Source organism: Candidatus Sulfotelmatobacter sp. (genome assembly GCA_035504415.1).
Classification (GTDB): Bacteria; Vulcanimicrobiota; Vulcanimicrobiia; order Vulcanimicrobiales; family Vulcanimicrobiaceae; genus Vulcanimicrobium.
On sequence record DATJRY010000016.1, the window covers coordinates 51258 to 74824 of the forward strand.

Here is a 23567-nt window from a genome sequence, read left to right on the forward strand (position 1 = left end):
GCTCCGCCGAGTGCGCGGTTCGCGTCCGACGGGCGACGTACGCCGACGTCCCCCAGCTGTCAGGCGTGATCGAGCGCTCCGTGCGCGAGCTGCAGAGCCACGACTATACCGATCTGCAGATCGAGGGCGCGCTGGAGACCGTCTTCGGCGTCGACACCACCTTGATCGACGACGGGACGTATCTCGTGGTCGAAACCGAGAGCAAGAGCGAGATCGTGGCCTGTGGCGGCTGGAGCAAACGGAAGACCCTCTTCGGGGGCGACCGATGGACGCGCCGCGAGGACGACCAGCTCGACCCCGCCGTCGATGCGGCGAAGATCCGGGCGTTCTTCGTCCACCCGGAGTGGGCGCGCCGCGGCCTGGGCACCCTCCTGCTCGAAAGCTGCGAGGATGCGGCGCGCGCCGCGGGCTTTCGGCGGTTCGAGATGGGGGCGACGTTGACCGGCGTCCGTCTCTACGAGCGCCGCGGCTACACGGCGGTCGACCGCGTCGCGGTGCCGCTCGCGAACGGTGAGACGCTTGCCGTCGTGCGCATGATCAAGGAGTGACGCGCGAGGCCCTCGCGCCGCTCTGCGTCAGCGCGGCGCGGGCGATCCGTCGGACCACGTGAGCACCGGTACCATCACCAGCGTCGAGAGATATGGACCGCGATCGACGGACAGGGCCGGCGAATTCGGCACGTCGGCCCCCCAGCTCGCGACTTGACCGCGTGGAATGAAAAACATCACGTGGGGATGCCACGGCCCGTGCGCGTGGTTGAGATATCCATGCTTCGAGAGCATGAAGCCGAACGCACCGGGCTCCGGCGGTGCAAAGCGATGATCGGCCAGGGCCGCTCTCGTTCGCTCGAGCATCTGTCGCGTACTCAGGCCGGCCAACGCCCAGCGCGCCTGCGCCCGGAGCTGCGGTATTTCGGTGCGCGCCGCGGGCGGATTGTAGCAGTCGGGCCCGCGCTCTTTGGGATTCCAGAACTCCGTATCGTCGAACGGCGCGGTCCATGAACGCTCGACGACGCACACGAAGCCGTTCGTTCCCCGCACCGCCGTCTCGAAGCCGTGAGGGGTGAGCACCAGCACCTCGGGCTTCGCGGCGATCGACGGCGGAGCGGCGCTGCGCGCCAAAGCGATTTCAGCGCGTCGATCGGGCATGAGGTACGGAGCGATGGGCCCTCTCGCCGGCAATCCTTCGCTGGTGGCGGCTTGCGCGACGCACGGAAACGCAACGGCGGCAAGGATCGGTACCAGCGCTCGACACAATCGAAAACGAACCACGATCGCTACCTCCCGTAACGGTCTCGGCCGCGCCGCCGGGTTGCGAGGCGCGCGTCGCTCGTGAGGAGGTGGCGCCTGCTCAACACCTCCTCGACGTTCGAGCCGACCCGTACGCAGCCTGCGGCGCCTCGAACGGCCCGTGCCGCACATTTGGCGCGCCGCGCGTCGGCGCCGCAGGCGGAGCCAACGGCTTCTCCGGAGTACCTGGTACGACGCACTCGTCGTCTTGCAGGGTATTTTGAGGAAGCGGGGGTTCCTTGCCTGCGCGGACGCACCCCCGGAGCCGTTGACACCAATGTCCCATTTCCGGCGCGCGCTTTCCACCGCGCCCCTCGTCGCGGTCTTCGCGTTCGGTGCCGCCGGCTGCGGGGGTTCCGGAGCGGTCAGCCCCGCCACGCACGCTGCGACGCCGACGGAAAAGACGGGTACGGCGCGCTTCGTCATCGACGGCGCGGTGGCCGGCGTCACGCAAGGAAGCTCGCGCAGGCCGCGTTACATCTCTCCCGCGACGCAGAGCATCACGATCAACGTGACCGACCAAGGCTCGTCGACGTCGGTGAGCGGCTATCCGCAGACGGCGAACCTCACGCCGACGTCGAGCGGTTGCAGCTCCACGCTCGCGAGCACGCAGTGCACGCTCACTCTCACGCTCGGGCCCGGCGATTACGACGCGACGTTCACCACCTACGACCAGCCGAACGGCGCGGGCAACCAACTCTCCGCCGCGCAGAACGTGCCGTTCTCGATCGTCGCCGGCACGACGAACACGATCACGCTGACGATCGGCGGGATCCCTACCTCGGTCCGCATCATCGCCGACTCGCCGACGACGATCGCCGGCGATCCGGTGAACGGCTTTACCCTGCCCACGGGAGACAACGGCTACGTCACCGTGCTCGGCGTCGACGCCGACGGCAACTACGTGCTCGGCGTCGGCGCGCCGACCGTCGCGCTCTCGAGCAGCGACACGACGTCGTACACCGTCACCGCGTCAGGCTCGAGCGCGCCGAATCGCTTTCTGCTGACGAACGCCGCACCGTACGCCGGCGCCGCCCTGCTGACCGCGACCGTTACGCCGAGTGCGCAAAGCGGAGCCTCGACGCTCACGATGCAAGCCCATGTCTTCAGCCAGCCGTCGGTCATCTACGTGGAAGAGGTGGAGGTGGACGCCGTCCTAGGATTCAGCCCGTTCGGCACCCTGGAGGTCAGCAGCGGCTTCACCGGAACGGGCGGTCCGAGCGCGGCGGTATTCGACCCGGCCAACGGCTTCATCTACGTGACGAATGCCGCCAACAGCACCATCACCGTCTACACCGCGAACGGCACGAAGCAGACGCTGAGCGGAAGCTTCCCGAACCTGAGCACGCCGGAAGGCATCGTCTACGACCCGACCAACGGCTATCTCTACGTGGCGAACGAAGGGAACAGCACGATCACGGTCTACGACGCCAACGGCAATCAGCAGACGCCCAGCGGTACCTTCGCCGGCCTGAACGAGCCCCACGGTCTTCTCTACGATCCGGCGAACGGCTTCATCTACGTCACGAACGTCTTGGGCAACACGGTCACGGCCTATGACATGAACGGTAACCAACAGACACTGAGCGGAACGTTCAGCGGATTGGATTCGCCGGACGGAATCGCGTACGACACGGTGACCGGCTGGCTGTACGTCACAAACTTCAGCAACGGCACGGTGACGGTCTACGATCAGAACGGGAACCGCCAAACCGTCGCAGGCAGCTTCAGCGGCCTCAACCATCCCGACGCGATCACGTACGACCTCGCGAACGGCGTCCTATATGTCGCGAGCTCAAGTAACGGGACGGTCGCGGCATTCACCGACACCGGGACGGCATCGACGAAGCTCGGAGCATCGTTCGAAACGTCGAGCCCGCCGCAAGGAGTCGCCGTCCTGCCGTAGCCGAGGCGGGAGCGGAACCTCAGACCTCGAGCCACTCGCGGCGGACGTCGTCCGCCGCGGTCAGCTCGGCCGGCGTGCCGTGGAACACCATGCGCCCGTGGCCCATCACGTAGATGCGGTGCGAGATGCCGAGCGCGATGAGCAGACGCTGCTCGACCAGGACGATCGAGATCCCGCGCCGCGCGACCTCGCGCAGCAGGTCGGCGATCCGCTCGACCATCTGCGGCGCGAGACCCTCGGTCGGCTCGTCGATCATGATCAGCTCGGGATCACCCATGAGCGTGCGGCAGATCGTCAGCATCTGCTGCTCGCCGCCGGACAACGCGCCACCCGGCGCGTCGGCGCGTTCGCGCAGTTGCGGGAAGAGCCGCCACGTCTCCTCGATGCCCCAGCGCCGCGTCTTCTGGCCCGGCTTGACGCCGAGCAGCAGGTTCTGCGCCACGGTCAGCGCCGGGAAGATGGCGCGCTCTTCGGGGACGTAGCCGATCCCCAAGCGTGCGATCTCATGGGACCGCAGACCGGCGATCGAGCGGCCCTTGAAGACGATCGAACCGCTCGGGACCGGGTCGCCCATGATGGTCTTGAGGGTCGTCGAACGGCCGACGCCGTTGCGCCCCAGGATGCTGACGATCTCGTGCTCGCCGACGGTGAAGTCGACGCCTTGCAGGATGTGGCTCTTCCCGTAATAGGCGTGGACGTCGCGCACCTCGAGCATCACGCGATCTCCGTCCCGAGATAGGCCTGTTGCACCTCGCGGTTGGCTTTCACGCGCTCCGGCGTGTCGCTCGCGATGATCTTGCCGTAGACCAGTACCGAAATGCGGTCGGCGAGGTCGAAGACGATGCCCATATCGTGCTCGATCATCAACAGCGTGCGCCCCTCGCTGACGCGGCGGATCAGCGCGACCACGTGATCGGTCTCGGCGCGGCTCATGCCGGCCGTCGGCTCGTCGAGCAGCAACACGTCGGCGTTCCCCGCGATAGCCAGGCCGATGTCGAGCGAACGCTGCTCGCCGTAGGTGAGGACGCCGGCGGTCACCTGGGCGCGATCGAGTAGATTGATGTCGGTGAGGATCTGCTCGGTCCGCGCACGCACGTCCGCCAGCCGGTCGATATTGCGCCAAAACGGGTAGCGGTAGCCCATCGACCACAGCGTCGCGCAGCGTATGTTCTCCCACACGGTCAGGTGTGGGAAGATGTTGGTGACCTGAAAGCTGCGCGCGAGGCCGCGGCGATTGATCAGCTGCGGCGCCATGCCGGAGATGTCCTGACCGCGCAGCTCGATGGCCCCCTCGTTCGGCCGCAGGCGGCCGCTGATCAGATGGAAGAGCGTCGACTTGCCGGCGCCGTTCGGGCCGATGACCGCGTGACGCTCTCCCGCCGGCACGGCGAGATCGACGCCGCGAATGATCTCCGTTCGACCGAATCGCTTGGTGAGCCCGCGCAGCTCCAGTACCGGCGGTGCGAGAAGCGCCGTCACGCGACGCCCGTGGACGCCGGCACCGCTGCCAGCGCGTCGCCGTACGCGCGTCCGCTCGCCCGGGCCGCGCGCAAGAACGCGACCGTGCCGCCAACCAGCAAGACCACGGCGAGCACCCACGGGATCGGCGAGGCGGCGTTGATGGTGGCCCCGCCCAGCGTCATCGTCTGGCCGTCCGCCGCATGGACGGTGAGGTGGTTGGTCATCTCGATCACCATGCTGAGTCCGACGACCGCGACGATGCCCGGCAACAGCGCCAACAGGTAGTACGGCAGAACGCGGTGCAGCTGCCCCGCGCGCAGCAGCGGTCGCTGGCGCGCCAGCAGCCCGGCGAGGCCGCCGGGCACGAAGATCACGATCCCGATGAAGAGCAACCCGACGTAGAGCTGCCAGACGTCCGTGATGCCGCTGAGCATCGTCTGCAGATACGTGAACAGGATGGCACCGAGGACCGGGCCGATGAACTCCCCCACGCCGCCGATGTACGTCATCAAGATGACCGTGCCCGACTGCGTGACCCCGAGCTGCGAGGAGGTCATCAGCTCGAAGTTGATGGCGCTGAGAGCGCCCGCGATGCCGGCGAAGAACGCGGCCAGGCTGTACGCGAGAAACCGGACGGTCCGGACGTCGTAACCGATGAAGCCCGCGCGCTCCGGGTTGTCGCGCGTCGCGTTGCAGATGCGGCCGAACGGCGTGCGCGTGAGGGCGTACATCGCGGCCGCCGCGACCAAGCACCAGGCGGCGATGAGATAGTAGACCTGGATCTGCGGGCCGAACGTGAGGCCGAAGGGGTGCACGAACGCGGTGCGATCGGTGCTCACGCCTTCCTCGCCGCCGAAGGCGTGCTTGAGGATGAGCGCGCTCGACGCGAGCAGCTCGCACAGGCCCAGCGTGATCATCGCGAACGCGGTGCCGCCGCGGCGCGTGGCGACGGTGCCGAACAGCAGCCCGAAGAGCAGCCCGGCGATGCCCCCCGCCAACGGGAACACGAGGAGCGGGACAGGCAGACCGTGATCCTGCGCCGCGTTCATCACGTGGATCGTGGCGTAGCCCCCGAGCCCGAAGAACATGGCGTGCCCGAACGAAAGCAGTCCCGTCTGACCGAGCAGCATGTTGTACGAGAGCGCGAAGACGATCATGATGCCCATCAGGCACATCGTCGTGAGCGCGAGCCCGGACCCGAAGACGAGCGGCAGGATCAGGAGCACCACCGCCGCGGCGATCCACACCTTCACTCGCGCGTGCCCAGCAGCCCGCGCGGTCGGAAGATCAGCACCAAGACCATCAGCAGATAAGGGATGATCGGCGCCACCTGGGCGACGGTGACGCTCCAGACGTCGCCGACGTAAGGCGTCCACGGACTGTCGGTCGCCAGCGCGCCGAAAACGCTCGCCAGCGAAGCGTTGGAGGCGACGGCGAACGTCTGCACGAGCCCGATCAGCAGCGAGGCGACGAAGGCGCCGCCGAGCGAGCCGAGGCCGCCGATGACCACCACCACGAACAGGATCGGGCCCAGCAGCTGCGCCATGTCCGACTGCGTCACCAGCGCCGGGCCCGCGATCACGCCGGCGAGCGCCGCCAACCCGGTGCCGACGCCGAAGACCAGCATGAAGACGCGATCGACGTTGTGCCCGAGCATGCCGACCATGGCGGGATGCCCGAGTGCCGCCTGCACGACCAGGCCGATGCGCGACCGTTTGACCACGAGCAGCAGCGCGGCGAAGATCGCGACCGCGATCAGCAGCTCGAAGAGCTTATAGGCGGGATAGTTGGTCGAGTAGATCGTGAAGGCGGGGAAGTTGAGTGCGGGCGGCACGCGATAGTCGACGGGCAGCTTGCCCCAGACCATCTCGACGACTTCCTGGATGACGAACGCCAGGCCGAAGGTGAACAGCAGCTCGGCGACGTGGCCGTGCCGGTGCGCCCGACGCAGCCCGTAGCGCTCGACCAGCATCCCGATGCCGCACACGAGCAGCGGCGCCAGCACGAGCCCCGGCCAAAAGCCGATCCGACGGCTGATCTCGAACCCGAAGAACGCCCCCAGCATGTAGAAGCTGGCGTGCGCGAAGTTCAGCACCCCGAGCATGCTGAAGATGACGGTCAACCCGCTGGCCATCATGAACAACAGCATGCCGTAGAGGACCCCGTCCAGCGTCGAGGTCAGGATGATTTCGCGCACGCGTTCCTCGCCTGCGCCGGAATCAGGGACGCTTCATCTTGCAGGACGTCGGCAACAACGTCTCGTCGGTCGGAATGCGCCCCTTCACGTTCCACCCCCAGCCGGTGTCCTCTTCGGTGAACTCGCCGGCCGGGACGGGGCCGAGGCTCGAGATGTAGAGCGGCTGGAAGAACTGGTGATCGCTCGCGCGCATGAAACCCTCGGCGCCGTTCAAGAAGGTTGCGTACTTCATGCCTTCGAGCTTGGCGGCGAACTTGGCCGGATCGGCCGAGTTGGCCTCACGGATCGCCTCGACGAGCATGCCCATCTCGTTGAAGAGCCGCGGATAGAAATACGGGTCCGCTTTGTGGCCGGCCAGGTACTGGGTCACGACCTTGCGCGCCGACGGATCCGCGATCGTGTCGACGCCCTCGTTGACCTGGAAGACGCGATTGGGCAGGTTCGCCTGTTTGATCGCCGTCGGGCCGCCGGCGATGCCGGCGTAGTAGGTGTACCAGTTGACCTTCAGCCCGGCGTCGCCCGCGGCTTTGAGCAGCAGTGCGAAATCCTGTCCCCAGTTGCCGGTGATGACGGAGTCGGCACCGGACGCTTTGATCTTGGCGATGTACGGCGAGAAGTCGGTGACCTTCAGCAACGGCACGAACTCGTTGCCGACGACCTGGATGTCGGGGCGCTTCGCTTTCAGCATGCTGACGGCCGTGTCGGCGACCGAATGGCCGAAGCTGTAGTCCTGGTCGATCAGGTAGACCTTCTTGATCGACGGGCTCTTCTTGATGTAATTCGTGAGCGCGGCCATCTTGATCGAGACGTTGGCATCGAACGCGAAATGCCAGTACGTGCAGTCCTCGTTGGTCAGGACCGGATCGATCGCGCCGTAGTTGAGGTACACGACTTCCTTGCCGGGATTCCGCTCGTTGTACTTGGCGACGAAGTTCTCGATCGCGATGCCGACCGACGAGCCGTTCCCCTGGGTGATGATCCGCACGCCGTCGTCGATCGCCTTTTGCACCTGCACCAGACTCTCTTGCGGATTCAGCTTGTTGTCGTAGGGGACGACCTGTACTTTGGCGCCGAGCACGCCGCCTTTGGCGTTGATCTGATCGGCGATGAAATTGAGCTGATCGAGGCCGATCTCGCCGGCGCTGGCTCCGCTGCCCGACAGCGGATCGACGTAGCCGATCTTGATCGTGTCCTGGGCTCCCATGGCGGGTGGGGCGACGGCGGTGCCCAGCACGGCGAGCCCGGCGAGGGCCAGGACGAACGCGTTCTTCATGCCAGCTGTCTCCTGCGGCGGCGAGCTGTTCGCTCACATGTGAGTTAAGATAAGAGCCGCAGCCGTGCTTCCCGCAAGAAGAATCTTTCCCTCCGGTCTCTCTAGGGGGCGGGGGTGCCGTGACGACGGCGGCAGATCGCCACGAAGCCGGCCGCCATGAACGCCGCCATCCGCTCCTTGACGGCGGCGAAATCTTCGGATCGGCACAGGCCACCCGAGAGCTTGTCGATGCGGCCCGTGCGCGCCAGCGTGAGCATCAGTGCGCCGGTGACGAAGTGATAGCCCCAGAAGATATCTTCCTCGGCGCAGTCGGGAAGCGCCCGCTTGAGCAGGCCGATCAGACGAAGGACCACCGGGTCGAAGTGCTGGTCCATCAGCGCGGCGCCCCACTCGGGCGTGTTGGCGACTTGCGCGCTCAGCGCGGCGTAGTTGCGCCAGCCCTCTCCGCCCTCGATGTAGAGGTCGAGGTCCGTATCGAGGAATGCGCGCAGCGCGCCCTCGACCGTCGGCGTAGCTCCCGCCGCGCGTTCGTACGCGTCGAGCACCTTCATGCGTCGCTCGCTGGTCACCACCGCGCGCCGCGCGAAGACCGCGTCGAAGAGCTGCCGTTTGTCCGCGAAGTAGTAGTTGATCAGCGTGTGGTGCACGTCGATGCTCTTGGCGACGTCCTTGAGGGTGACGCCGTGCAGGCCGTGCTGCGAAAAGAGACGCTCCGCCGCATCGAGGATCTGCTCGACCGTTTCGGCACGCTGCTCCGCCTTGCTGCGCGTGGTGCGCCGGCCGCTTCTCTCTGACGACAACCTCTGCGTCCTTCCCGTCGTGAATGGCACCGGCTCTTCACCGCGCCGCTCGATGAACCTACGCAGTGCCGCTCCCGGATCGGCCGATCCGCTCGCTTGCTTTGCGGGCGAGGAAAATACCGGCGCGTTGTTGTCGAAAGTGAGGCCGGCCGTTCGACGCTTTGGTAGAACACCCCACACAACGAGGAGTCTACGATGAAATTCATGGTTCTGATGAAGGCCAACGCCGACTCGGAGGCGGGCGTCATCCCGAAGCGCGAGCAGTTCGCGTCGATGATCGCGTTCAACGAGCAGCTCGCCAAAGACGGCGTCCTGTTGGCGGCCGAAGGCTTGCGCCCATCTTCCAAAGGCACGCGCATTCGATTCGAGGGCGGGCGCACGACGGTCACCGACGGTCCGTTCGCGGAGACCAAGGAGCTGGTCGCGGGATTCTGGGTCGTCGAGGGCAAGTCGCGCGAGGAGATCGTCGAGCGCTTCACCCACGTGCCGTTCGAGCGCGGCGAGACGATCGAGATCCGCGAGTTTTTCGAGGCCGACGACTTCGGCGAGGTGCTCTCGCCGGATCTCCGCGAGCGCGCCGGGGAGATCACCCTGTAACGGGAAAAGCCTGCCGCTGCGGCAGGCTTTTCCACTCCCCGCGCTCGACGCGCGAAGACCCCTCGCGGTCGCGGACGCGCGTTACGCCGCGACCCCGTCTTTGGCGCTGATGACCTGCACCGTCGCGCCCAGGGCCGCGTTCTGCATGTTCTGCGCGAACGCGGCCAAATCGGCCCACTCCGTCTGCGTCGCGCGGATGTCGTCGCCGAGCAGCAGCCACGCCTGCTGATCGTCGTCGGAGGTTGCCGCCGCGACGTCGTCGACGACGGTCCCCAGCTTCTGCTCGATCGTGCTCCACCACACCGAAACGTCGGAGAGCGATTGCGACATGCCTCCGTTCAACCCGATCAGGTTGTCGACGACGCCCTTGACGAGCGTCAGCGAGGCGACTTGGTTCTGCTCCGCGGTGAGGTCGGCCGTATCCTGGTCGTACCGGCGCTGCGCGTCCGCGAGCCGCACACCGTAGATCGACAGCACCGTCGCGGCCTCGATGACGGCCCCGGCGATGACGAAGCCGCCGATGACCGCGCCGATGCCGGTGGCACCCGAGACCACGAGCGTCGACGCGCCGACGAAGATGCCGACCCCTGCCGCCACCCCGGCTTTTGCCATGGCCGCCTTGTCCGCGTCGATGTCCGCTTGGTCCGAGCGCTGGTCACCCTGCAGCTTGGCGACCAGGGCATTGTCGATGTTGAGGTCGTGCTGCACGGAATCTGCGCCGTCGTTGAGCGCGTGCAAGTCGGCGTCGGCGGCGCGTTGGAACGTGACGAAATCGGCGCGCAGCTTGTCGATGTCGGCCTTGTGGTCGCCGATGCCGCGCCGCAGCCAGTCGAGCTGGTCGGCGATCTTCTTCGCGTCGTCGGGCGACGGCTTCGGGGTCGCCTGGAGGATGGCGAGAATCCCGTTCGTCGCCGTCTGCAACCGGGTTCCGAACTCGACGATCTGCCCGGGCAGCGTCGAGGTGATCGCCGGCTCCAATTCGGTCGTCCACGGACTGGTGTGCGCTTTCGCCGCGTCGATCTTGGCGACGAGCCCGTCGTACCATGACGGCGGCGGATCGGAAACCGGGGTGAGGTTCGTCTTGCTGAGCGCGAGCACGTAGCCGCGTATCGAGATCAAACCTTGGTAGTGATCCGCGAGCATCGACTTCGCGGCGTCCCCGCCGGGACGGTCCAGCAGAATCGGCATCTCGGCTACGCCGCGACCTTTCTGGTGTCCACGGTCTGGACTTGAGCACCGGATGCGATCTCCTGCATGTTGGTCGCGAAGCTGACGTACGATGCCCAATCTTTCTGGGCGTCGGTGATGTCGTTCGCGAGCCCCATCCAGAAGCCGTCGGCCTCGTCGGCCGCCGCGTCCTTCACGTCTTGGATCACGGCGCCCAGCTTCTGACCGATCATCGACCACCAGTCGGCGATCTCGACCAGCGACTGCGCCATCGCTTCGTTCTTGCCGGCGAGCCCGTCGATCGTGTTCTTCAGCAGGCCCAGCGCGGTGATCTGCTCGATCTCTTTCTGATCGCCCGCGCTTTCCTCGTTGAACTTCGCTTGCTGGTCGGCCAGGTCTTTGCCGTATACCGCCAGCACGGTCGCGGCCTCGACGAGCGAACCGACCATGATGAACGCGCCGATGGCGGCGCCGATGCCGAACGTCTCCGCGCCCGTCGTCGCCATGATCCCGACGCCGACGAAGAGTCCCACGCCGCCGGCGATGCCCGCAGCCTCCATGGCAGCTTTGTCCTTCATGATCTTCGACTGCGTATCGGCCATCTCGCCTTCGATGCGATCCTTTACGGTCGTATCGGCGGTGATCACGTCCTGGATGCTCGACGCGCCGGTCGTCAAGGTCGTGAGGTCGGCCGCGGCCGTCTTCTGAAACGTCGTGAACTGCTGCGAGAGCCCGGGCAGCGGCGAGTGCACGTCGTCGATGTGACCCGCCAGCCAGGCCAGCTCTTGTTCGATCTGCGACTTCTGCTGCTCGCTGGGGCTGTTGTTGGAAGCGTTCAGGATCGACAAGATGCCGTCGGTCGCCGTCTTGAACTTCGTGCCGAACGAGATCGCCGTCTGCGGCACTTGCGAGGTGATCGCCGGCTCGAGCGTATCGGTCCACACGCCGACGTGCGTTTTGGCCGTCCCGATGTTCTTGACGAGATCGGGGTACCACGTCGGCGGCGGGTCCGTCGGCGAGGTCAGGTTCGTTTGCTCGACGGCGACCGCATAGCCGCGAATCATCAGCACCGCGCCGAGGTGATCGGCGAGGACTTGCTGGTGGTCGCCGAGGTCGGCCGGACGAAGGGAGTTCGCCACGAGGGCCCGAGACTTTCTGCGCCGTGCGGCGCGGAAGAAGGTGAGGCTAGGCCGCTGCGGTTTGCGGCGTGATCTTGACGTTGACGACTTGCACGGTCGCGGCGGTGTTCTGAATGTTCTTCGCCTTGACGGAGAGGTCGTGCCAGGTGGCCGCGGCCTGGGGCAGGCCCACGATCGCCGGCAGCTGACGGAAGTCTTTCGCCACGGGGATGTCCCCGATCACTTCCTGCACGTCGCTGGCGATGTTCGTCCACAGCGGCTTCATCGCGAGCTGATCGTGCAGCGCCAGCAGTGAGGCGTCGACGCGCTGCAGCGCCGAGACGATCGCTTGCAGGCCGGCGATCCGCTGCGCGTCGAGCGTGAGCTCGACGTACAGATCGCGCAGCTCGGTCAGCTTCTCGGCGATCTCGGCGTTCTCGAGCGCGGTCTGAATGCCGGAGTAGATCAGCGCACCGACCGCGACGACGAGGGTGAGGCCGCTCACCAGCGAGGCCTCGGCCGCGACCGCGAGCTCGAGCACGGCGACGGTGACCTCCTTCCCTTGCATGGCGGACTCTTTGGGGTCTTCCTTGACCGTTGACGCCGCATCGGCGACTTCCGCTTCGAGCGTCGCGATCGCGGTCATCACCTTTTCCGCCGCGGCGCGTTCCGCGTCGAGCGTCGTGGTCGCGTCTTTGATCGCCGTCTCGACGGCGGCTCTCGAGGCCGCGAGCGCGTCGCTCGCTTTTCGGGCCGCGTCTTCGTGTGTCGCGACCATGTCCGCCGCGCGCTGGGCGGCCGCTTGTAGCGCCGTGAGCTGCGTCGTCGCGCCGTCCGCGTCGAGCTGATCGAACCCCGACGCGATGGCGTCGAAATGGCTCTCGTACGTGACGAACGCGCCCGGTAGGGTGGCGATGAGGTCGGGGCCGCTCTCGGCGAGCCAGTCCTCGGCGGTCGCGGTCGCGTCCTCGACGAGCTTCTGCAACGCCGGCAGCCACGTCGGCGGCGGCTCGATCGGCGTGATGTGCGTCTGTCGCAGCGCGATCGCGGCCGCGTTGACGCTATAGTATCCGTCCGTGATGGAGGCGAGAAATTCGGTGGCCAGATCGTCGTTCGGGGCGAGCATCGGCTACGCTGCCTTTCGTTGAGCGGGCATCAGGAGAACACGTGCGGGTATGCAGCCGCATAGTTGAGGAGCCGCTGAAGGGCTGCACGGTAGTCCGGGAGCGCGGGACCCGCGGCGCTCCCCGCATTCACGACGATTGCCGCGTCGTTGCGCAAGCGCGTCGCCAGCCACGAGGTGAGCGGCTGGCCGTTCGGCGCGAGCGCGGAAGACGACGAGACGTTCGAGACCAGCAATCCCGCGACGGCCTCGGTGACGATGAACATGGTGGCGAGGTTGCCGGTGCCGGGCGGCGTCGCCGGCGGCGTGCCGAGCAGATACGTGCACCCCGCGGTGAGCTGTGAGAGCGCCGATGCGTAGAGCGCGCCGAGCTCCGAGGGCACCGACACGGGCCCGCCCGTCGCCGGCCAACTGGTTGAGTCGACGAGCGGTGTGCTCCCCGTCGCGATCGAAAGGAGGTAGCGCTTCATCACGGTCCAGTCGACCGCGACGAGACGCGGCGGCGCGTTGGCATCGGATGCGTCGCGGATGAGGCCGCGGATTTTCGCGTCGAGACCGCCCAGGATGTCGGCGAGCTGCGCGAGCGCGACGTCGGCTCCGCCGCCCGCGGTGACGCACAACTGTATCCAGCGGGAAAGCTGGCGCGCGAGCGGGGCGCCCTCCTGTTGGAACTGTTCGGCCTGGGGCGCGTAGCGCCGCGGAAGCGCCGGCATCGTTCCGTCGGGCCGAACCGCGTCGTTCAGCTGCGTGACGATGCGCAGGACGTACGGGTAGTCGCCGGCGATCGGGTTCGTTCGGAATGCCCGCAGCGCCGCGGCGATCGTGGCGGCGGCCGTTTGTACGTTTTGCGCGGCGGACAGAAACCGCGCGCGTGCGGCGTCCCCGCCGGAGGCGACCTGGTCTCCGGCCGCGGCGAGCAGCGCCACGGGCCCGTCGTCCGCGAGCAAGGCGTCGATGCCGCTGAGCACGGGCTCGAATTTGAGCGCGATGGTTCGTGCCAACGAAACCTGAGCGCCGTCGAACGCGACGCCCATCGCCCAGCTGCCGCGCTGCGCATCGCGAGGGTTCGAATCATCCGGCAGCTCGATGACGGCCCGCGTGAAGAGCGCGGCGGCAAACGCATTGTGCAGCAGCGGTCCGCCGCGCGGTGAGGCCAGCGTCGGTCCCGCCGCGAGCGCCGGAACGCGCGCAACGAGGACGCTTCCGGCCAAGGCCGCGCAGCCGGCGATCGCGTCCGAACGCCTCATGCCGAGCTCGCCGAGGCGGTGCCGTCAGCCGCGACGCGAACCATCCGAACTACGGCGTTGTCGGCGATCGTTTGCATGTTGGTGGCGAACTGGACCAAGCCGTCCCAGTCCTCGCGGGCGGACGTCACGTCGTTGCCGACCCCGAGCCAAAAACCCGCCTCGGTCGAAGCGCTTGCAAGATCGGCAATCGTCGCGTTCGTTTTCGCCGCGACGGTGCCCCACCAATCCGCAATGTCGCTCAACGACTGTCCCATGCCTTTGTTGAGATCGGCCAGCTTGCCGACGGACGCGTTGAGGACCGAGAGTGCCGCGATCTGCTGCATGTCGTCGTCGAGCTCGTTGGTGTCACGCGCGATCTCCGCGTGCGCGTCTTGGATCTTGCGGGTGTAGGTGGCGTACATGGCCTCCATCTCGGCGATGGACGCCACCGTGATGAACGCACCCACGAGGAAGCCGACCGGTCCGAACGCCATCGCCGCGACGCCGACGCCGATGCCGACGCCGCCCGCGATCCCGCTCGCGGTGAGCTTGGCCTCGTCCGCGGCGATCTCCGCGTTGTCGGCGTCGATGTCGGCCTTGAGCTTGGCGGCCAGCGCCTGGTCGGCGAGCAGGGCTTGTTGGATGCCGTCTTCGCCGGTGAGCGCGCTCAGGTCGCTGATGGCGGCATCGTGAAAGGCGGTGAACTGCGAGCACAGGTCCGTGATCTGCGACTTCGTGTCCGCGAGCTGACCGCCGAGCCATGTGAGCCGGGCTTGGATCTTCTGCTGCGCGGCCGCGTCGGGGTTTCCGTTCGCGGCGCTGATCGTCTGCGTGATGTCATCGGCCGCGACGCCGAACTTCGTACCGAAATCGATGATCAGTTGCGGCACCGTCGAGGTGATCGCGGATTCCAGCGTCGTCGTCCAAACGCTGCCGTGCTGCTTCGCGTTGAAAAGGTTGAGCGAAAAGTTTTGATACCACGCCGGCTGCGGGTTCAGCGAGGGGATCGTCGTGATCGCGAGCGCCGAAACGTAGCCGCGAATATGTACGACTCCGTTCAAATGCTCAGCGAGGACGTCCTTATGAACGTCCTGCGCCGGCGGAGCGAGTCCGGCGGCCGTCCCAGTCATCGATACACCCTTCAGACGGTTTTGGAGGCAGGGGTAGTTCGCGTAGGCTCCACGCGCCCCTCTCGCAAAATCCGCGGAGAGATTTCGCGCCGGCTATCGTCCCGTCGCGTCGAATCGCGAGTAAGGAGGTATGAGCGCGATGCTCAGCTGGCACGTTGGCCGAGTGAACGTCGGCAACGACCGTCCGCGCGAGATCACGGGCGGCAAGCCGTTGGCGACGTCGTTCCTACAGCATCTCGACGAGGCGGGCTGGTCGCGCGACGGCGTCGACGCCGTTGTCTGCACGCACCTGCACGTCGACCATGTCGGCTGGAACACGATGCTCGAGAACGGCACGTGGGTGCCGACCTTTCCGAACGCGCGCTACTTCATCACTCGGCGCGAGTACGACTTCTGGAGCGCCCACGACGACGAGGAGCAGCGAACGATGCTCGGCGATAGCGTCACGCCGATCCGGCTCACGCCCTCCACCGGCCACACGCCCGGCCACGTCAGCGTGATGATCGAGTCCGCGGGCGAGCGGGCGGTGATCACCGGCGACATGGCCCACCATCCATGCCAGTTGGCGCACCCCGACTGGACGTTCGGCACCGGCGAGCCGGAGGCCGCGGTGCTCACCCGCTCGCGCCTCTTCGCCGAATGGGCCGACCAGGGGATCCTCGTGATCGGCACCCACTTCGCCGCCCCCACCGCCGGCCACGTCGTGCGCGACGGCGCGGCGTTCAGGCTTGCGGTGTAAGGGCGGCGCGGTTAGGCACGTTCACGCTCCACGCGTTCAAAGGCGGCCCGAACCGCTTCGTTGAGTTGCGCGAGGTGCACGTCGAGCGGCACCTGCGGGTCGCGCAGGGAACGTCCACGTTCCTCGACGATGGACGCTAAGTCGTCGAGGTCTCGCGGCGTGATCTCTTCCGTCATGACGAGCGGGGTCACGCTCGCGATGGCTGCACGCGCGGCGGCGCTTCCGGGCAGGCCCAGGACTGTCAGCCAACCGTCGGCCGCACGTAGAGCTTCCGTGGCGCTCATGGAATGTTTATACTCGGAACCTTCCATTCGATCGTCACCTTCGCGTCGCCGCCGGACGATTCCGGCGCTTGTTCAACGGACCGTACGAGCGAGCGCCTTCCCCTATCCCGAACGACCGGCCGGGGCCAGCGCTCGATACCATTGATCCGCGAGGCGAAGGCGGACTAGACTGCGCCATGGGGACTCTGCGTCTGGTCGCCAGATTCTTGCAAGGGGCGGCCGGAATCGCCGGCTACGCCCTCGCTGCGTGGTTCACCCTCTTCCCAGCCAACGATGCCCGAGAACGTCAGCACGACTTCCAGCTGGTGCTGGCGTTTTGCGTCGTCGCCGTTCTGTTTTTCGCCGCGTATAGTGTCTGCGAGCACCTCTACGAGCAGTACCGCGACGATGAGCTGAAGCGGTTCATGCTCGACTTGTACACTCGGCCGGCGCCCGCACCGCAAGGTGCAGCACGCGGGCCCGTCCCCGCGCCGGCCGTCGCGCGCCTCGACCTGGGAAACTACGCGGACGCGGTACGGGCTGCCGATGCGTCAGGCTCGCGAACGTACGCGGCCGAGTTCATGGACCAGGACAAAACCCCGGAGAGCCTGCGCGACGAGCTGGTTCAACTCTCCAACAACATCGATGACCTGCTTCGAACCTACCACGGGAACTTGAGCGCCGACTCGTTCGTGTCGCCGGAGATCATGCAGTCCGTCTACCCGCGCACCCGCGAAGCGCGCAAGAGCATTCAGCACTTTCTTCCCCAATTCAACTTCGCCAAGCGTTCCGATCTCCCGGTGACGGTCTCGCGTATGGCAAAACTGACCGAGGAGCTCAAGCGCGCCGCGGCCGAGCTTCCCAACGACATCCCGTTCCGGCCTGCCCCCGCCCCGAATTGAGCGATGTCCCTCATTCGGATTGGGACCGCGGGCTGGAACCTTCCGCCGGCCGTTGCAGCGTCGTTTCCAGGTGCCGGCTCACACCTCGAGCGCTACGCTCGCGTTCTTCCATGCGTCGAGATAAATTCGACGTTCTACCGCGCGCATAGACGCTCGACCTACGAGCGCTGGGCGAGAAGCGTGCCGCCGGGCTTCTTGTTCAGTGTCAAGTTGCGCAAGACGATCACCCACGAGCATCGTCTCGAAGGCGTCGATGATTGCGTGGGCGCGTTCATCGACGAAGTTGCGCCGCTGCTCAACGGCGGCGTGCTCCTCGTGCAGTTGCCGCCAAAACTGGCCTTTTCGGGCGCAATCGCCGAGCGCTTCTTCAACGCGCTCCGCTCGACGTTTGGCGGCCGGGTCGCATGCGAACCCCGCCATGCAAGCTGGTTCAGCGATCCGGCCGAAGCGCTCCTGGCGCACTTTGGCGTCGCCCGTGTCGCTGCCGACCCGGCAATCCTGCCGGCGGCGGCATCACCGGGCGGCGATCGTTCGTTCCGCTACTTTCGTTGGCACGGGACGCCGCGCGTCTATTGGTCTACCTATGATCAACAACGCCTGACGCAGTTCGAGGCCCTCGTCAGCGCATCGCCCGGACCGGCGTTTTGCATCTTCGACAATACCGCGCACGGAGGGGCGATCGAGAACGCCCTAACGTTTGACGAACTCGTACGGTGCCGGCGCCCAGACGTCCGCGGCGCTCAGTGCGGGTAGAGCGCGAGTCCGAAGTTCGCCGGGCCGTTCACGCCGCTCGAGATCGTCACGACCGGCGAACCAGTATATGGCGGCGCATACTCCGTCACCGTGTTGTTGCCGGCGTTGGCAACGAACAGGTTGCCAGCCTCGTCAATCGCGAGCGCGACCGGGTTATTGATCCCGGTCGAAGCGGTCGCGATCGGCTCGCCGGTGTACGGCTTGGCATAGACGGACACGGAGTTGTTGCCTTCGTACGCGATGAACAGATTGGCATCCGCGTCCATTGCCAGAACCGTCGGATAGTTGGCCGCTCCGATGGGCGTCGCGGCGCCGGTGTACGGCGGCGCGAGCTCCGTGACCTGAGCGTCGTCGTTCAGGACGAACAGGTTGCCCGACGGATCCACCAGCGTCTGCTGTGGGTCGACGACGCCGTTCGAGATCGTGGTGACCGGGCCGGCGTTGTACGGCGGGGCGAACTCCTGCACGGTGTTGTTGTTCTGGTTCGGAATGAAGAGGTTGCCGCTCGCGTCCAGCGACATCTGCTTCATCGCATATCCCGAATCCGTGATCGTCGTCGGCGTCTGCGTGTACGGCGGCACGACCGTGATCGCATAGATGCCGCCGTCCGCGAACAGCCTGTTGTCGGGACCGATGAGCACGCTGTTCGTCGTATAGTCCCCGTTCGGGCCGGCATGCGAGGGGCTTCCCGTGTACGGCGGCGCGTAGATCGCGACGTACGCGGTCGAGTTTTCGGCGACGAACAAGTCGCCCGAGCTGTCGGTCGCGATGCCCAGCGGTGCGTTGACGCCGTTCGTCACCGTCGCGGACGGCGTGCCATACGGCCCGGGGTAGACCGTGATCGAGTTGCCGGTGGTGTTGGAGACAAAGAGCGTCTGCACAAGACTCGTCACGGAGAACGACGTCGTGCAGACCGCGCCGCCGCCCGAGCACGTGTCGTCGGAGTACGCGGCCGTCGCGGTGAAGGACTCGGTCTGACCGGACGTTCCGGATCCGAGAAGCGAGAACGCGTTCGGCGACGCCGTCGTCGGATTCGTGATGGTGAACCCGCTGCCGGAACTCGCCGCGATCGTGAACGTCGGCGCTCCCGGGCCGATGATGATATTCTGATCGGCGTCGAGCGCGAAGACGTTGAACGTCTGAGCGAGCGTGCCGTACTGCGTGAAACCGCTGGTCTGTCCGCCGCGAACGCCCCGTGCGTTGGTCCATACGCCGATTGCAGCCGGGATCCCAGAGAGCGTCACCGAGATCGCGTTGGCCTGACCCGCGACGACCGTGAACCCGATCGTCTGTCCGCTCGAGAGCTCGGTTCCCGTCGCCGTGCCGTGCGTCGCATCGTATCCGTCGTACGTCGCCAGCGTCATGTCGTACGTGCCGGGCCCGATCGTGAACTGCAGCGTACAGTTCGTCGAGGTCAGCGTCGACGTGCAGCCGCTCGACGTCGGCGTCAACCCCACCGTCTCGTCGAGAACCGTCGCCCCACCGCTGTGCTGCGTGACGAGGACGGTCATGCTCTGCGTCGCGGGCGAAATGTAGTGCGGCGCGCGGTGTGCGGCCAACGCCGCGCTCCCTTTCGGAATCACGATTTTCAACGTCGCCGTGGTCGGGCCCGACGGCGATCGAGGCGTCGCCGGCATCTGCGACTGCTCGTGACCGCCGCAGGCGCTCAGTACCGCCGGGATCACAGCGAAAACCAGGCCCTTGCAAAGGCCGCGGGCGCGAAACGGCATGAGGAAAATTTTCAATCCGACCCGGTTGGGCCCCTACTTGGGTCAGTCGTATCGCGGCCGGCTTTTTCTTTGCACTGTACGATAACGTCTCATCACGAGGACCCCGTTCGGTTCGTATTTCGTAGGAAGCCGGTCAGCCGGTCAGTACGAGACGGCGCAGTCGTCGATGATAAAGGACGACGAGGCGAAGTCGCCTTCGATGGACGTCGGATTGGTGACTCCGGCCACGGCGGTACCGGCGGCAGTGAACTGGTACAGGTTCGCGTAGATCTGGCTGCTCTCGTTCGTTCCGCTGTCGGTGATGACCAGATTCCCCGGCGAACCCGGCAGAAAGTGGACCGACGTGAACTGCTGGAAGACGTAACCCGCCAGCGGATTGGTGCCAGAGTAGAGCACCCAGGCCGTGCCGTTGAAGTGGTAGACGGAGACGTTGGTGCCGGTGCTCCCGTTGTACCAGGCGATCGCGATGTAGGCCCCGTCGCGCGAGGGAGCGATGTACTGCGGGTAGCCGCTCAACGAGGCGACCTCGAGCTTGCCGGTCGCGGTGATCTGCGCGCCCGTCGTGCCGTTGCGCGGGTATTCCCAGACCTGATATCCCCCGCTGCTTTGCGAGTTGCCGTAGATCAGCGTCTGACGTCCTTGATCCCACGCGAGCGTTGCGAAATTGCAGCACGTCTGCGCGGAGATGCTGTAGATGCTGCTGTCGGTGAAGTCTTGCTCCGAGCCGGAGCCGGTGGTCACGAGGATCACGTCCGTGGCGCTGACGCTGGTGTCGTCCATCAGGGTGGCGTAGCCGAAGACGGTGTTGCTGCTGTTGGCCAGGACCGCGGCCGTGGTGAAGTAGTCCTGAGTCTGCGTGTACCACGTCGGGCCGAGTGAGGTGGTGTAGTTCACGCTCGAGCTCGTCGCGCCGGCGGTCCACGCCTGAATCGTCGGCGTCGTCCCGCAGCAGTTCGCGACCATGGCCGTCCCGTTCTCGGAGACGTCGAAGCCAAAGAGACCCTGTTGCTCGGGGATGGGCGTACCGGTTTGGCCGGCGACCGTGAAGCCGCTGAACCCGCTGCCTTGCGTGTACTGGGACTCGTAGATCTGTTCGTTGCCCTGGTCGGCGATGAAGAGTAGGTCGGCTGCATCGAACTTCGCGTAGTCGAAGAAACACCCGGGGATTTCGTTGCCGCCATCCGTATAGCCGGCGCACGGGCTCGCGTTGGTATCCTTGATCAGCGTGCCGGGGCTCTCCTCGGCGAAGGTGTTGCTGAATGCGATCGCTTCCGAGTTGTTGTTCGAGTCGATCCCGACCGGTGTAATGAGCGAGGCCGCAATCGAGACCGTGAACGGCGCGGTCGCGGGGCTCAGATTGTCGGCATAGTGGCGCACGTTGGCGCCGGTCGTGTGCGCGTGCACGAAGCCGGGAGAGATCGTGATCGTCGATCCGCTCACCGCGGTGACCTTGACGCTCTCCTGAAGCAACGTCGAGCCGCCGGCGAAGTTCTCGTAGTCCACCACGAGATTCTGGCCGACAAAGATGGTCCCCGACGTCACGCTGACCGTGAAGCTGGTCGCGCCGATAGCCGGCGAGGACGTCAGCGCCGCGGAGACGTCCGTCGCTGCCGCCGGATCGGCGTCGACGACAACGTTCAGCGCACTACAGCTGCCCGAAGGCGTGACATCCAGCACCCCGCCGCTGATCGCCGACGTCGATCCGGCGCAGCCGCTATTCGCCGCGTTGTTGAACGCGGGAAGCCCTTGTTGTCCGGCGACGAACGCCGTCCCGTGCTTGTCGACCACCGCGAGCGAGTACGTCTCCTCCGCGGTGCCGTTCACGCTGAAGCCGGCAGCTTGGTTCCCGCCCTCGCCGTTGGTTGCCCCGACCGTGATCGCGCCGGGATTCGCGTCGAGCGTGATCGGCGTCGCCCCCGAGCCGAACGTATTGGCATGGCCCTCCACGACGCTGGCGGAGTACAGCGTTTCCGCGAGCAGGTTGCCGCCGGCGCCATTGGCGTCGTAGATGCTGATCTGGGTTTCGTCGGTCCCGATCGGCATCTGCACGGCAATCGTGCAGGTGTAGTCACTGCTGGTCGAGGTGGCGCATGGCGCCGTTCCAGGCGCGACGTTGGTCGTTTGTGCGGTCGCGGTGACGGCGCTACCGTTCACCTCGAGAACCAGGAACGACACCGACTGGGTCGTCGACGGGATGTACAGCGGCGGCCGCTCGTAGCCGAACTGCCCTTTGCGTTCGGCAGCGGAATGGTCACGGTGAACGTCGCCGTCGACTGCGGACCGGTGAAGGGCGACGGCGTCGGTGCGCCCGGCTGCGTTTGGATCGGCGGGGTCGCGGCGTGTGAGCCGCCACCACTGCAGCCCGCGGTCGACACGACCGCAGCTCCGATGAGCGCGAGAAGCAGGGACGGACGCAGACGGACCATGGAACCTTCCCGGTGCACGCTAGCGCCGTCCACCCGTAGGCAACGCACGAAAGACGGGCGCCTCGTCTCCAAGGAGCCGCGGCGCGTCGTCGGCCGTTCCTTGCTCGAGCTGGAGCCTCCTGGGCTTCGCACGGTCTCCTCATCGGGCAGAATCACTTGGCCCAGGGGAAGCCGAGGTGCCGGCGGCGGAGTATCGCGTCATGGACGCTCCGGAGCACCCCTCACGGCGCTCGGCCTTACGTGTGATCGCCGCACTGCCGGTCCTTGCCGTCGGGATGCTGCCCGTTCTGGCGAAAGCCCAGAGCATCGCCTCGCTCAAGGCGCAGTACCACTGGCAAAAGTTTTCCCACAGCCATCAACGATGCATGGGCTGCGCGCACTACACCCGCGAGACACGCCTCGAAGGTACGTGCAGCGTGCTGCAGACCGAGGTCTACTGGGAGAACTGGTGCACCGCTTGGCGCGCGAAGCCAAGCTGAAGAACTTCTCGTTTTCAGGCCTAATGGATGAACTGGTGAATCGCCTCGTAGGCGTTATCTTGAAATGACGTGTTTTTCAAATCAGTAAAAAAGGTGCTCTGGTCCACCATCTCTCCGGATAATTTCCCCTCTTTACTGGCATAAAAGACCCCGCTTCTATACCGCTCATCCGAAATGGCATCGACGAAGCGTTTTGCGCCGACGTCTAACGAATGCACCATGCCGCCCATCATCGGAAACACAATGGGCATCATCACGTTCTTCAACATAAACCGCATGGGCGGGGGAAGACTCTCGGGCGCCTGAGTGCCGCTCGTATTTCCTGGGCTCACAACGATGAATTTGAGCTGCGGATATTTTCGCGCCATGGCTAACGCCCACATGGTTTCTGCATACTTGACGTATGCGTACGCCTGCAAAGCGTCAAACTTATTGCCGAAATATGATCCGTTGAGGACGGCAGCAAACTCACCGACTGAAGACGTCGGCATTGAAACGCGTTTTATTCCGAGCATCTTCACGCCCGGAACCGCTTCTGCACTGACGGCAAGGACGGTCTTGCGCACCTTGTCTCGTTTGATGAGTTCCTCGGCGAGAATGACATTACCCAAGATATTGGTGGCAGATAATGCATTCATGCCGGAAGGCGTCGAGTTCGCAGCGGTTTTTCCGACGACTCCGCCTGCATTGAGAACGATTGCATCAATCGGTTCGGTGATCTCGTCAACGGCCCTTCGTACGGAATTTGCATCCGTCACATCGCCGATCAGAACTTCGAAAATCTTCCGACCCGTTTGCTGCTCGAGGTCTCTTTTCGCCGCCTCTGCGCGCGCGCGATTTCTGCAAAACAGAATGACCTTTTTCGTTTCGTTTTTCAATGCGAACTGGCGGGCAGTCTCTTTCCCAAGCCCCGCATTTGCTCCGGTGATCAAGATACTTTCGATCATGTTTTGTCCTTAATTCGGTCGTTCATTGCGCGCGGAGTGGA

23 protein-coding genes are annotated in these 23567 nt (G+C 65.7%); 7 read left to right on the plus strand and 16 right to left on the minus strand.

Going from position 1 to position 23567, the window contains the following annotated elements; all coding sequences use genetic code 11:
* Positions 1–65: 65 nt before the first annotated feature.
* Complete coding sequence (locus tag VMD91_13545) at positions 66–548, plus strand: GNAT family N-acetyltransferase (GenBank protein HTW85087.1); 483 nt, start codon at positions 66–68, stop codon at positions 546–548.
* Between the two features lie 27 nt (positions 549–575).
* Here the strand turns inward: VMD91_13545 and VMD91_13550 are convergent, their stop codons facing one another.
* Positions 576–1121 (minus strand): hypothetical protein, encoded by a 546-nt coding sequence (locus VMD91_13550; GenBank protein HTW85088.1) that lies wholly within the window; start codon positions 1119–1121, stop codon positions 576–578.
* 445 nt (positions 1122–1566) lie between these two features.
* On the opposite strand from VMD91_13550, the gene VMD91_13555 reads away from it, so the two are divergent.
* Positions 1567–3195 (plus strand): NHL repeat-containing protein, encoded by a 1629-nt coding sequence (locus tag VMD91_13555; protein HTW85089.1) that lies wholly within the window; start codon positions 1567–1569, stop codon positions 3193–3195.
* 19 nt (positions 3196–3214) lie between these two features.
* Here VMD91_13555 and VMD91_13560 read toward each other — a convergent pair whose 3' ends face one another.
* From VMD91_13560 to VMD91_13585, 6 genes are all read right to left on the minus strand, one after another.
* On the minus strand, positions 3215–3910 hold the full coding sequence (locus VMD91_13560) for an ABC transporter ATP-binding protein (GenBank protein ID HTW85090.1): 696 nt from the start codon (positions 3908–3910) through the stop codon (positions 3215–3217).
* Positions 3910–4674, minus strand: coding sequence for an ABC transporter ATP-binding protein (locus VMD91_13565; protein ID HTW85091.1), 765 nt, complete (start codon positions 4672–4674; stop codon positions 3910–3912). The genes VMD91_13560 and VMD91_13565 overlap by 1 nt, the downstream gene beginning before the upstream one ends.
* Positions 4671–5909 carry a branched-chain amino acid ABC transporter permease gene (locus VMD91_13570; protein HTW85092.1) on the minus strand — a complete coding sequence of 413 codons (1239 nt, stop codon included), beginning with the start codon at positions 5907–5909 and terminating at the stop codon, positions 4671–4673. Before VMD91_13570 ends, VMD91_13565 begins: the two co-directional genes overlap by 4 nt.
* Positions 5906–6853 (minus strand): branched-chain amino acid ABC transporter permease, encoded by a 948-nt coding sequence (locus VMD91_13575; protein HTW85093.1) that lies wholly within the window; start codon positions 6851–6853, stop codon positions 5906–5908. The genes VMD91_13570 and VMD91_13575 overlap by 4 nt, the downstream gene beginning before the upstream one ends.
* A 22-nt stretch (positions 6854–6875) precedes the next feature.
* The gene (locus VMD91_13580; GenBank protein HTW85094.1) at positions 6876–8126 is read right to left on the minus strand and encodes a branched-chain amino acid ABC transporter substrate-binding protein; all 1251 of its coding nucleotides are present in this window, start codon (positions 8124–8126) and stop codon (positions 6876–6878) included.
* Between the two features lie 101 nt (positions 8127–8227).
* Positions 8228–9106, minus strand: coding sequence for a TetR/AcrR family transcriptional regulator (locus VMD91_13585; GenBank protein HTW85095.1), 879 nt, complete (start codon positions 9104–9106; stop codon positions 8228–8230).
* Positions 9107–9121: 15 nt separating this feature from the next.
* On the opposite strand from VMD91_13585, the gene VMD91_13590 reads away from it, so the two are divergent.
* Complete coding sequence (locus tag VMD91_13590; protein ID HTW85096.1) at positions 9122–9523, plus strand: YciI family protein; 402 nt, start codon at positions 9122–9124, stop codon at positions 9521–9523.
* An 81-nt stretch (positions 9524–9604) separates the two neighbouring features.
* On the opposite strand, the gene VMD91_13595 is transcribed toward VMD91_13590, so the two are convergent.
* Genes VMD91_13595 through VMD91_13615 form a run of 5 tightly spaced genes read right to left on the minus strand, consistent with a single transcriptional unit; the run spans position 9605 to position 15287 of the window.
* A complete protein-coding gene (locus VMD91_13595; GenBank protein HTW85097.1) occupies positions 9605–10711 on the minus strand; it encodes a hypothetical protein in 1107 nt (368 codons plus the stop codon).
* A gap of 5 nt (positions 10712–10716) precedes the next feature.
* Entirely contained in the window at positions 10717–11829 is a 1113-nt protein-coding gene (locus VMD91_13600) for an HBL/NHE enterotoxin family protein (GenBank protein ID HTW85098.1), read from the minus strand.
* 46 nt (positions 11830–11875) lie between these two features.
* Positions 11876–12934, minus strand: a complete 1059-nt coding sequence (locus VMD91_13605) for a hypothetical protein (GenBank protein HTW85099.1) — start codon at positions 12932–12934, stop codon at positions 11876–11878.
* Positions 12935–12963: 29 nt separating this feature from the next.
* The gene (locus tag VMD91_13610; protein ID HTW85100.1) at positions 12964–14178 is read right to left on the minus strand and encodes a hypothetical protein; all 1215 of its coding nucleotides are present in this window, start codon (positions 14176–14178) and stop codon (positions 12964–12966) included.
* Positions 14175–15287 carry an HBL/NHE enterotoxin family protein gene (locus tag VMD91_13615; GenBank protein ID HTW85101.1) on the minus strand — a complete coding sequence of 371 codons (1113 nt, stop codon included), beginning with the start codon at positions 15285–15287 and terminating at the stop codon, positions 14175–14177. Before VMD91_13615 ends, VMD91_13610 begins: the two co-directional genes overlap by 4 nt.
* Positions 15288–15417: 130 nt before the next feature.
* Between VMD91_13615 and VMD91_13620 the strand changes: the two genes are divergently transcribed.
* Entirely contained in the window at positions 15418–16026 is a 609-nt protein-coding gene (locus VMD91_13620; GenBank protein ID HTW85102.1) for an MBL fold metallo-hydrolase, read from the plus strand.
* Between the two features lie 11 nt (positions 16027–16037).
* Here the strand turns inward: VMD91_13620 and VMD91_13625 are convergent, their stop codons facing one another.
* Positions 16038–16310: a hypothetical protein gene (locus tag VMD91_13625; protein HTW85103.1), complete on the minus strand. Its 273-nt coding sequence runs from the start codon at positions 16308–16310 to the stop codon at positions 16038–16040.
* A gap of 206 nt (positions 16311–16516) precedes the next feature.
* On the opposite strand from VMD91_13625, the gene VMD91_13630 reads away from it, so the two are divergent.
* Complete coding sequence (locus VMD91_13630) at positions 16517–17191, plus strand: hypothetical protein (protein HTW85104.1); 675 nt, start codon at positions 16517–16519, stop codon at positions 17189–17191.
* A gap of 3 nt (positions 17192–17194) precedes the next feature.
* On the plus strand, positions 17195–17944 hold the full coding sequence (locus VMD91_13635) for a DUF72 domain-containing protein (GenBank protein HTW85105.1): 750 nt from the start codon (positions 17195–17197) through the stop codon (positions 17942–17944).
* On the opposite strand, the gene VMD91_13640 is transcribed toward VMD91_13635, so the two are convergent.
* Together VMD91_13640 and VMD91_13645 are read right to left on the minus strand one after the other, a co-directional pair.
* Positions 17932–19503, minus strand: a complete 1572-nt coding sequence (locus VMD91_13640; GenBank protein ID HTW85106.1) for a hypothetical protein — start codon at positions 19501–19503, stop codon at positions 17932–17934. The two genes, VMD91_13635 and VMD91_13640, sit on opposite strands and share 13 nt — an antisense overlap.
* Positions 19504–19815: 312 nt before the next feature.
* Complete coding sequence (locus VMD91_13645; protein HTW85107.1) at positions 19816–21849, minus strand: hypothetical protein; 2034 nt, start codon at positions 21847–21849, stop codon at positions 19816–19818.
* Between the two features lie 451 nt (positions 21850–22300).
* Between VMD91_13645 and VMD91_13650 the strand changes: the two genes are divergently transcribed.
* Positions 22301–22579 (plus strand): hypothetical protein, encoded by a 279-nt coding sequence (locus tag VMD91_13650; protein ID HTW85108.1) that lies wholly within the window; start codon positions 22301–22303, stop codon positions 22577–22579.
* A 20-nt stretch (positions 22580–22599) separates the two neighbouring features.
* Here VMD91_13650 and VMD91_13655 read toward each other — a convergent pair whose 3' ends face one another.
* On the minus strand, positions 22600–23526 hold the full coding sequence (locus tag VMD91_13655; protein ID HTW85109.1) for an SDR family NAD(P)-dependent oxidoreductase: 927 nt from the start codon (positions 23524–23526) through the stop codon (positions 22600–22602).
* Positions 23527–23567 lie beyond the last annotated feature (41 nt).

Coding starts and splice junctions, on each gene's coding strand:
- VMD91_13560 (HTW85090.1), bottom strand. CDS start 3,910: ATGCTCGAGGTGCGCGACGTCCACGCCTATTACGGGAAGAGCCACATC.
- VMD91_13605 (HTW85099.1), bottom strand. CDS start 12,934: ATGCTCGCCCCGAACGACGATCTGGCCACCGAATTTCTCGCCTCCATC.
- VMD91_13610 (HTW85100.1), bottom strand. CDS start 14,178: ATGAGGCGTTCGGACGCGATCGCCGGCTGCGCGGCCTTGGCCGGAAGC.
- VMD91_13625 (HTW85103.1), bottom strand. CDS start 16,310: ATGAGCGCCACGGAAGCTCTACGTGCGGCCGACGGTTGGCTGACAGTC.
- VMD91_13650 (HTW85108.1), top strand. CDS start 22,301: ATGGACGCTCCGGAGCACCCCTCACGGCGCTCGGCCTTACGTGTGATC.
- VMD91_13615 (HTW85101.1), bottom strand. CDS start 15,287: ATGACTGGGACGGCCGCCGGACTCGCTCCGCCGGCGCAGGACGTTCAT.
- VMD91_13555 (HTW85089.1), top strand. CDS start 1,567: ATGTCCCATTTCCGGCGCGCGCTTTCCACCGCGCCCCTCGTCGCGGTC.
- VMD91_13580 (HTW85094.1), bottom strand. CDS start 8,126: ATGAAGAACGCGTTCGTCCTGGCCCTCGCCGGGCTCGCCGTGCTGGGC.
- VMD91_13595 (HTW85097.1), bottom strand. CDS start 10,711: ATGCCGATTCTGCTGGACCGTCCCGGCGGGGACGCCGCGAAGTCGATG.
- VMD91_13590 (HTW85096.1), top strand. CDS start 9,122: ATGAAATTCATGGTTCTGATGAAGGCCAACGCCGACTCGGAGGCGGGC.
- VMD91_13635 (HTW85105.1), top strand. CDS start 17,195: ATGTCCCTCATTCGGATTGGGACCGCGGGCTGGAACCTTCCGCCGGCC.
- VMD91_13655 (HTW85109.1), bottom strand. CDS start 23,526: ATGATCGAAAGTATCTTGATCACCGGAGCAAATGCGGGGCTTGGGAAA.
- VMD91_13620 (HTW85102.1), top strand. CDS start 15,418: ATGAGCGCGATGCTCAGCTGGCACGTTGGCCGAGTGAACGTCGGCAAC.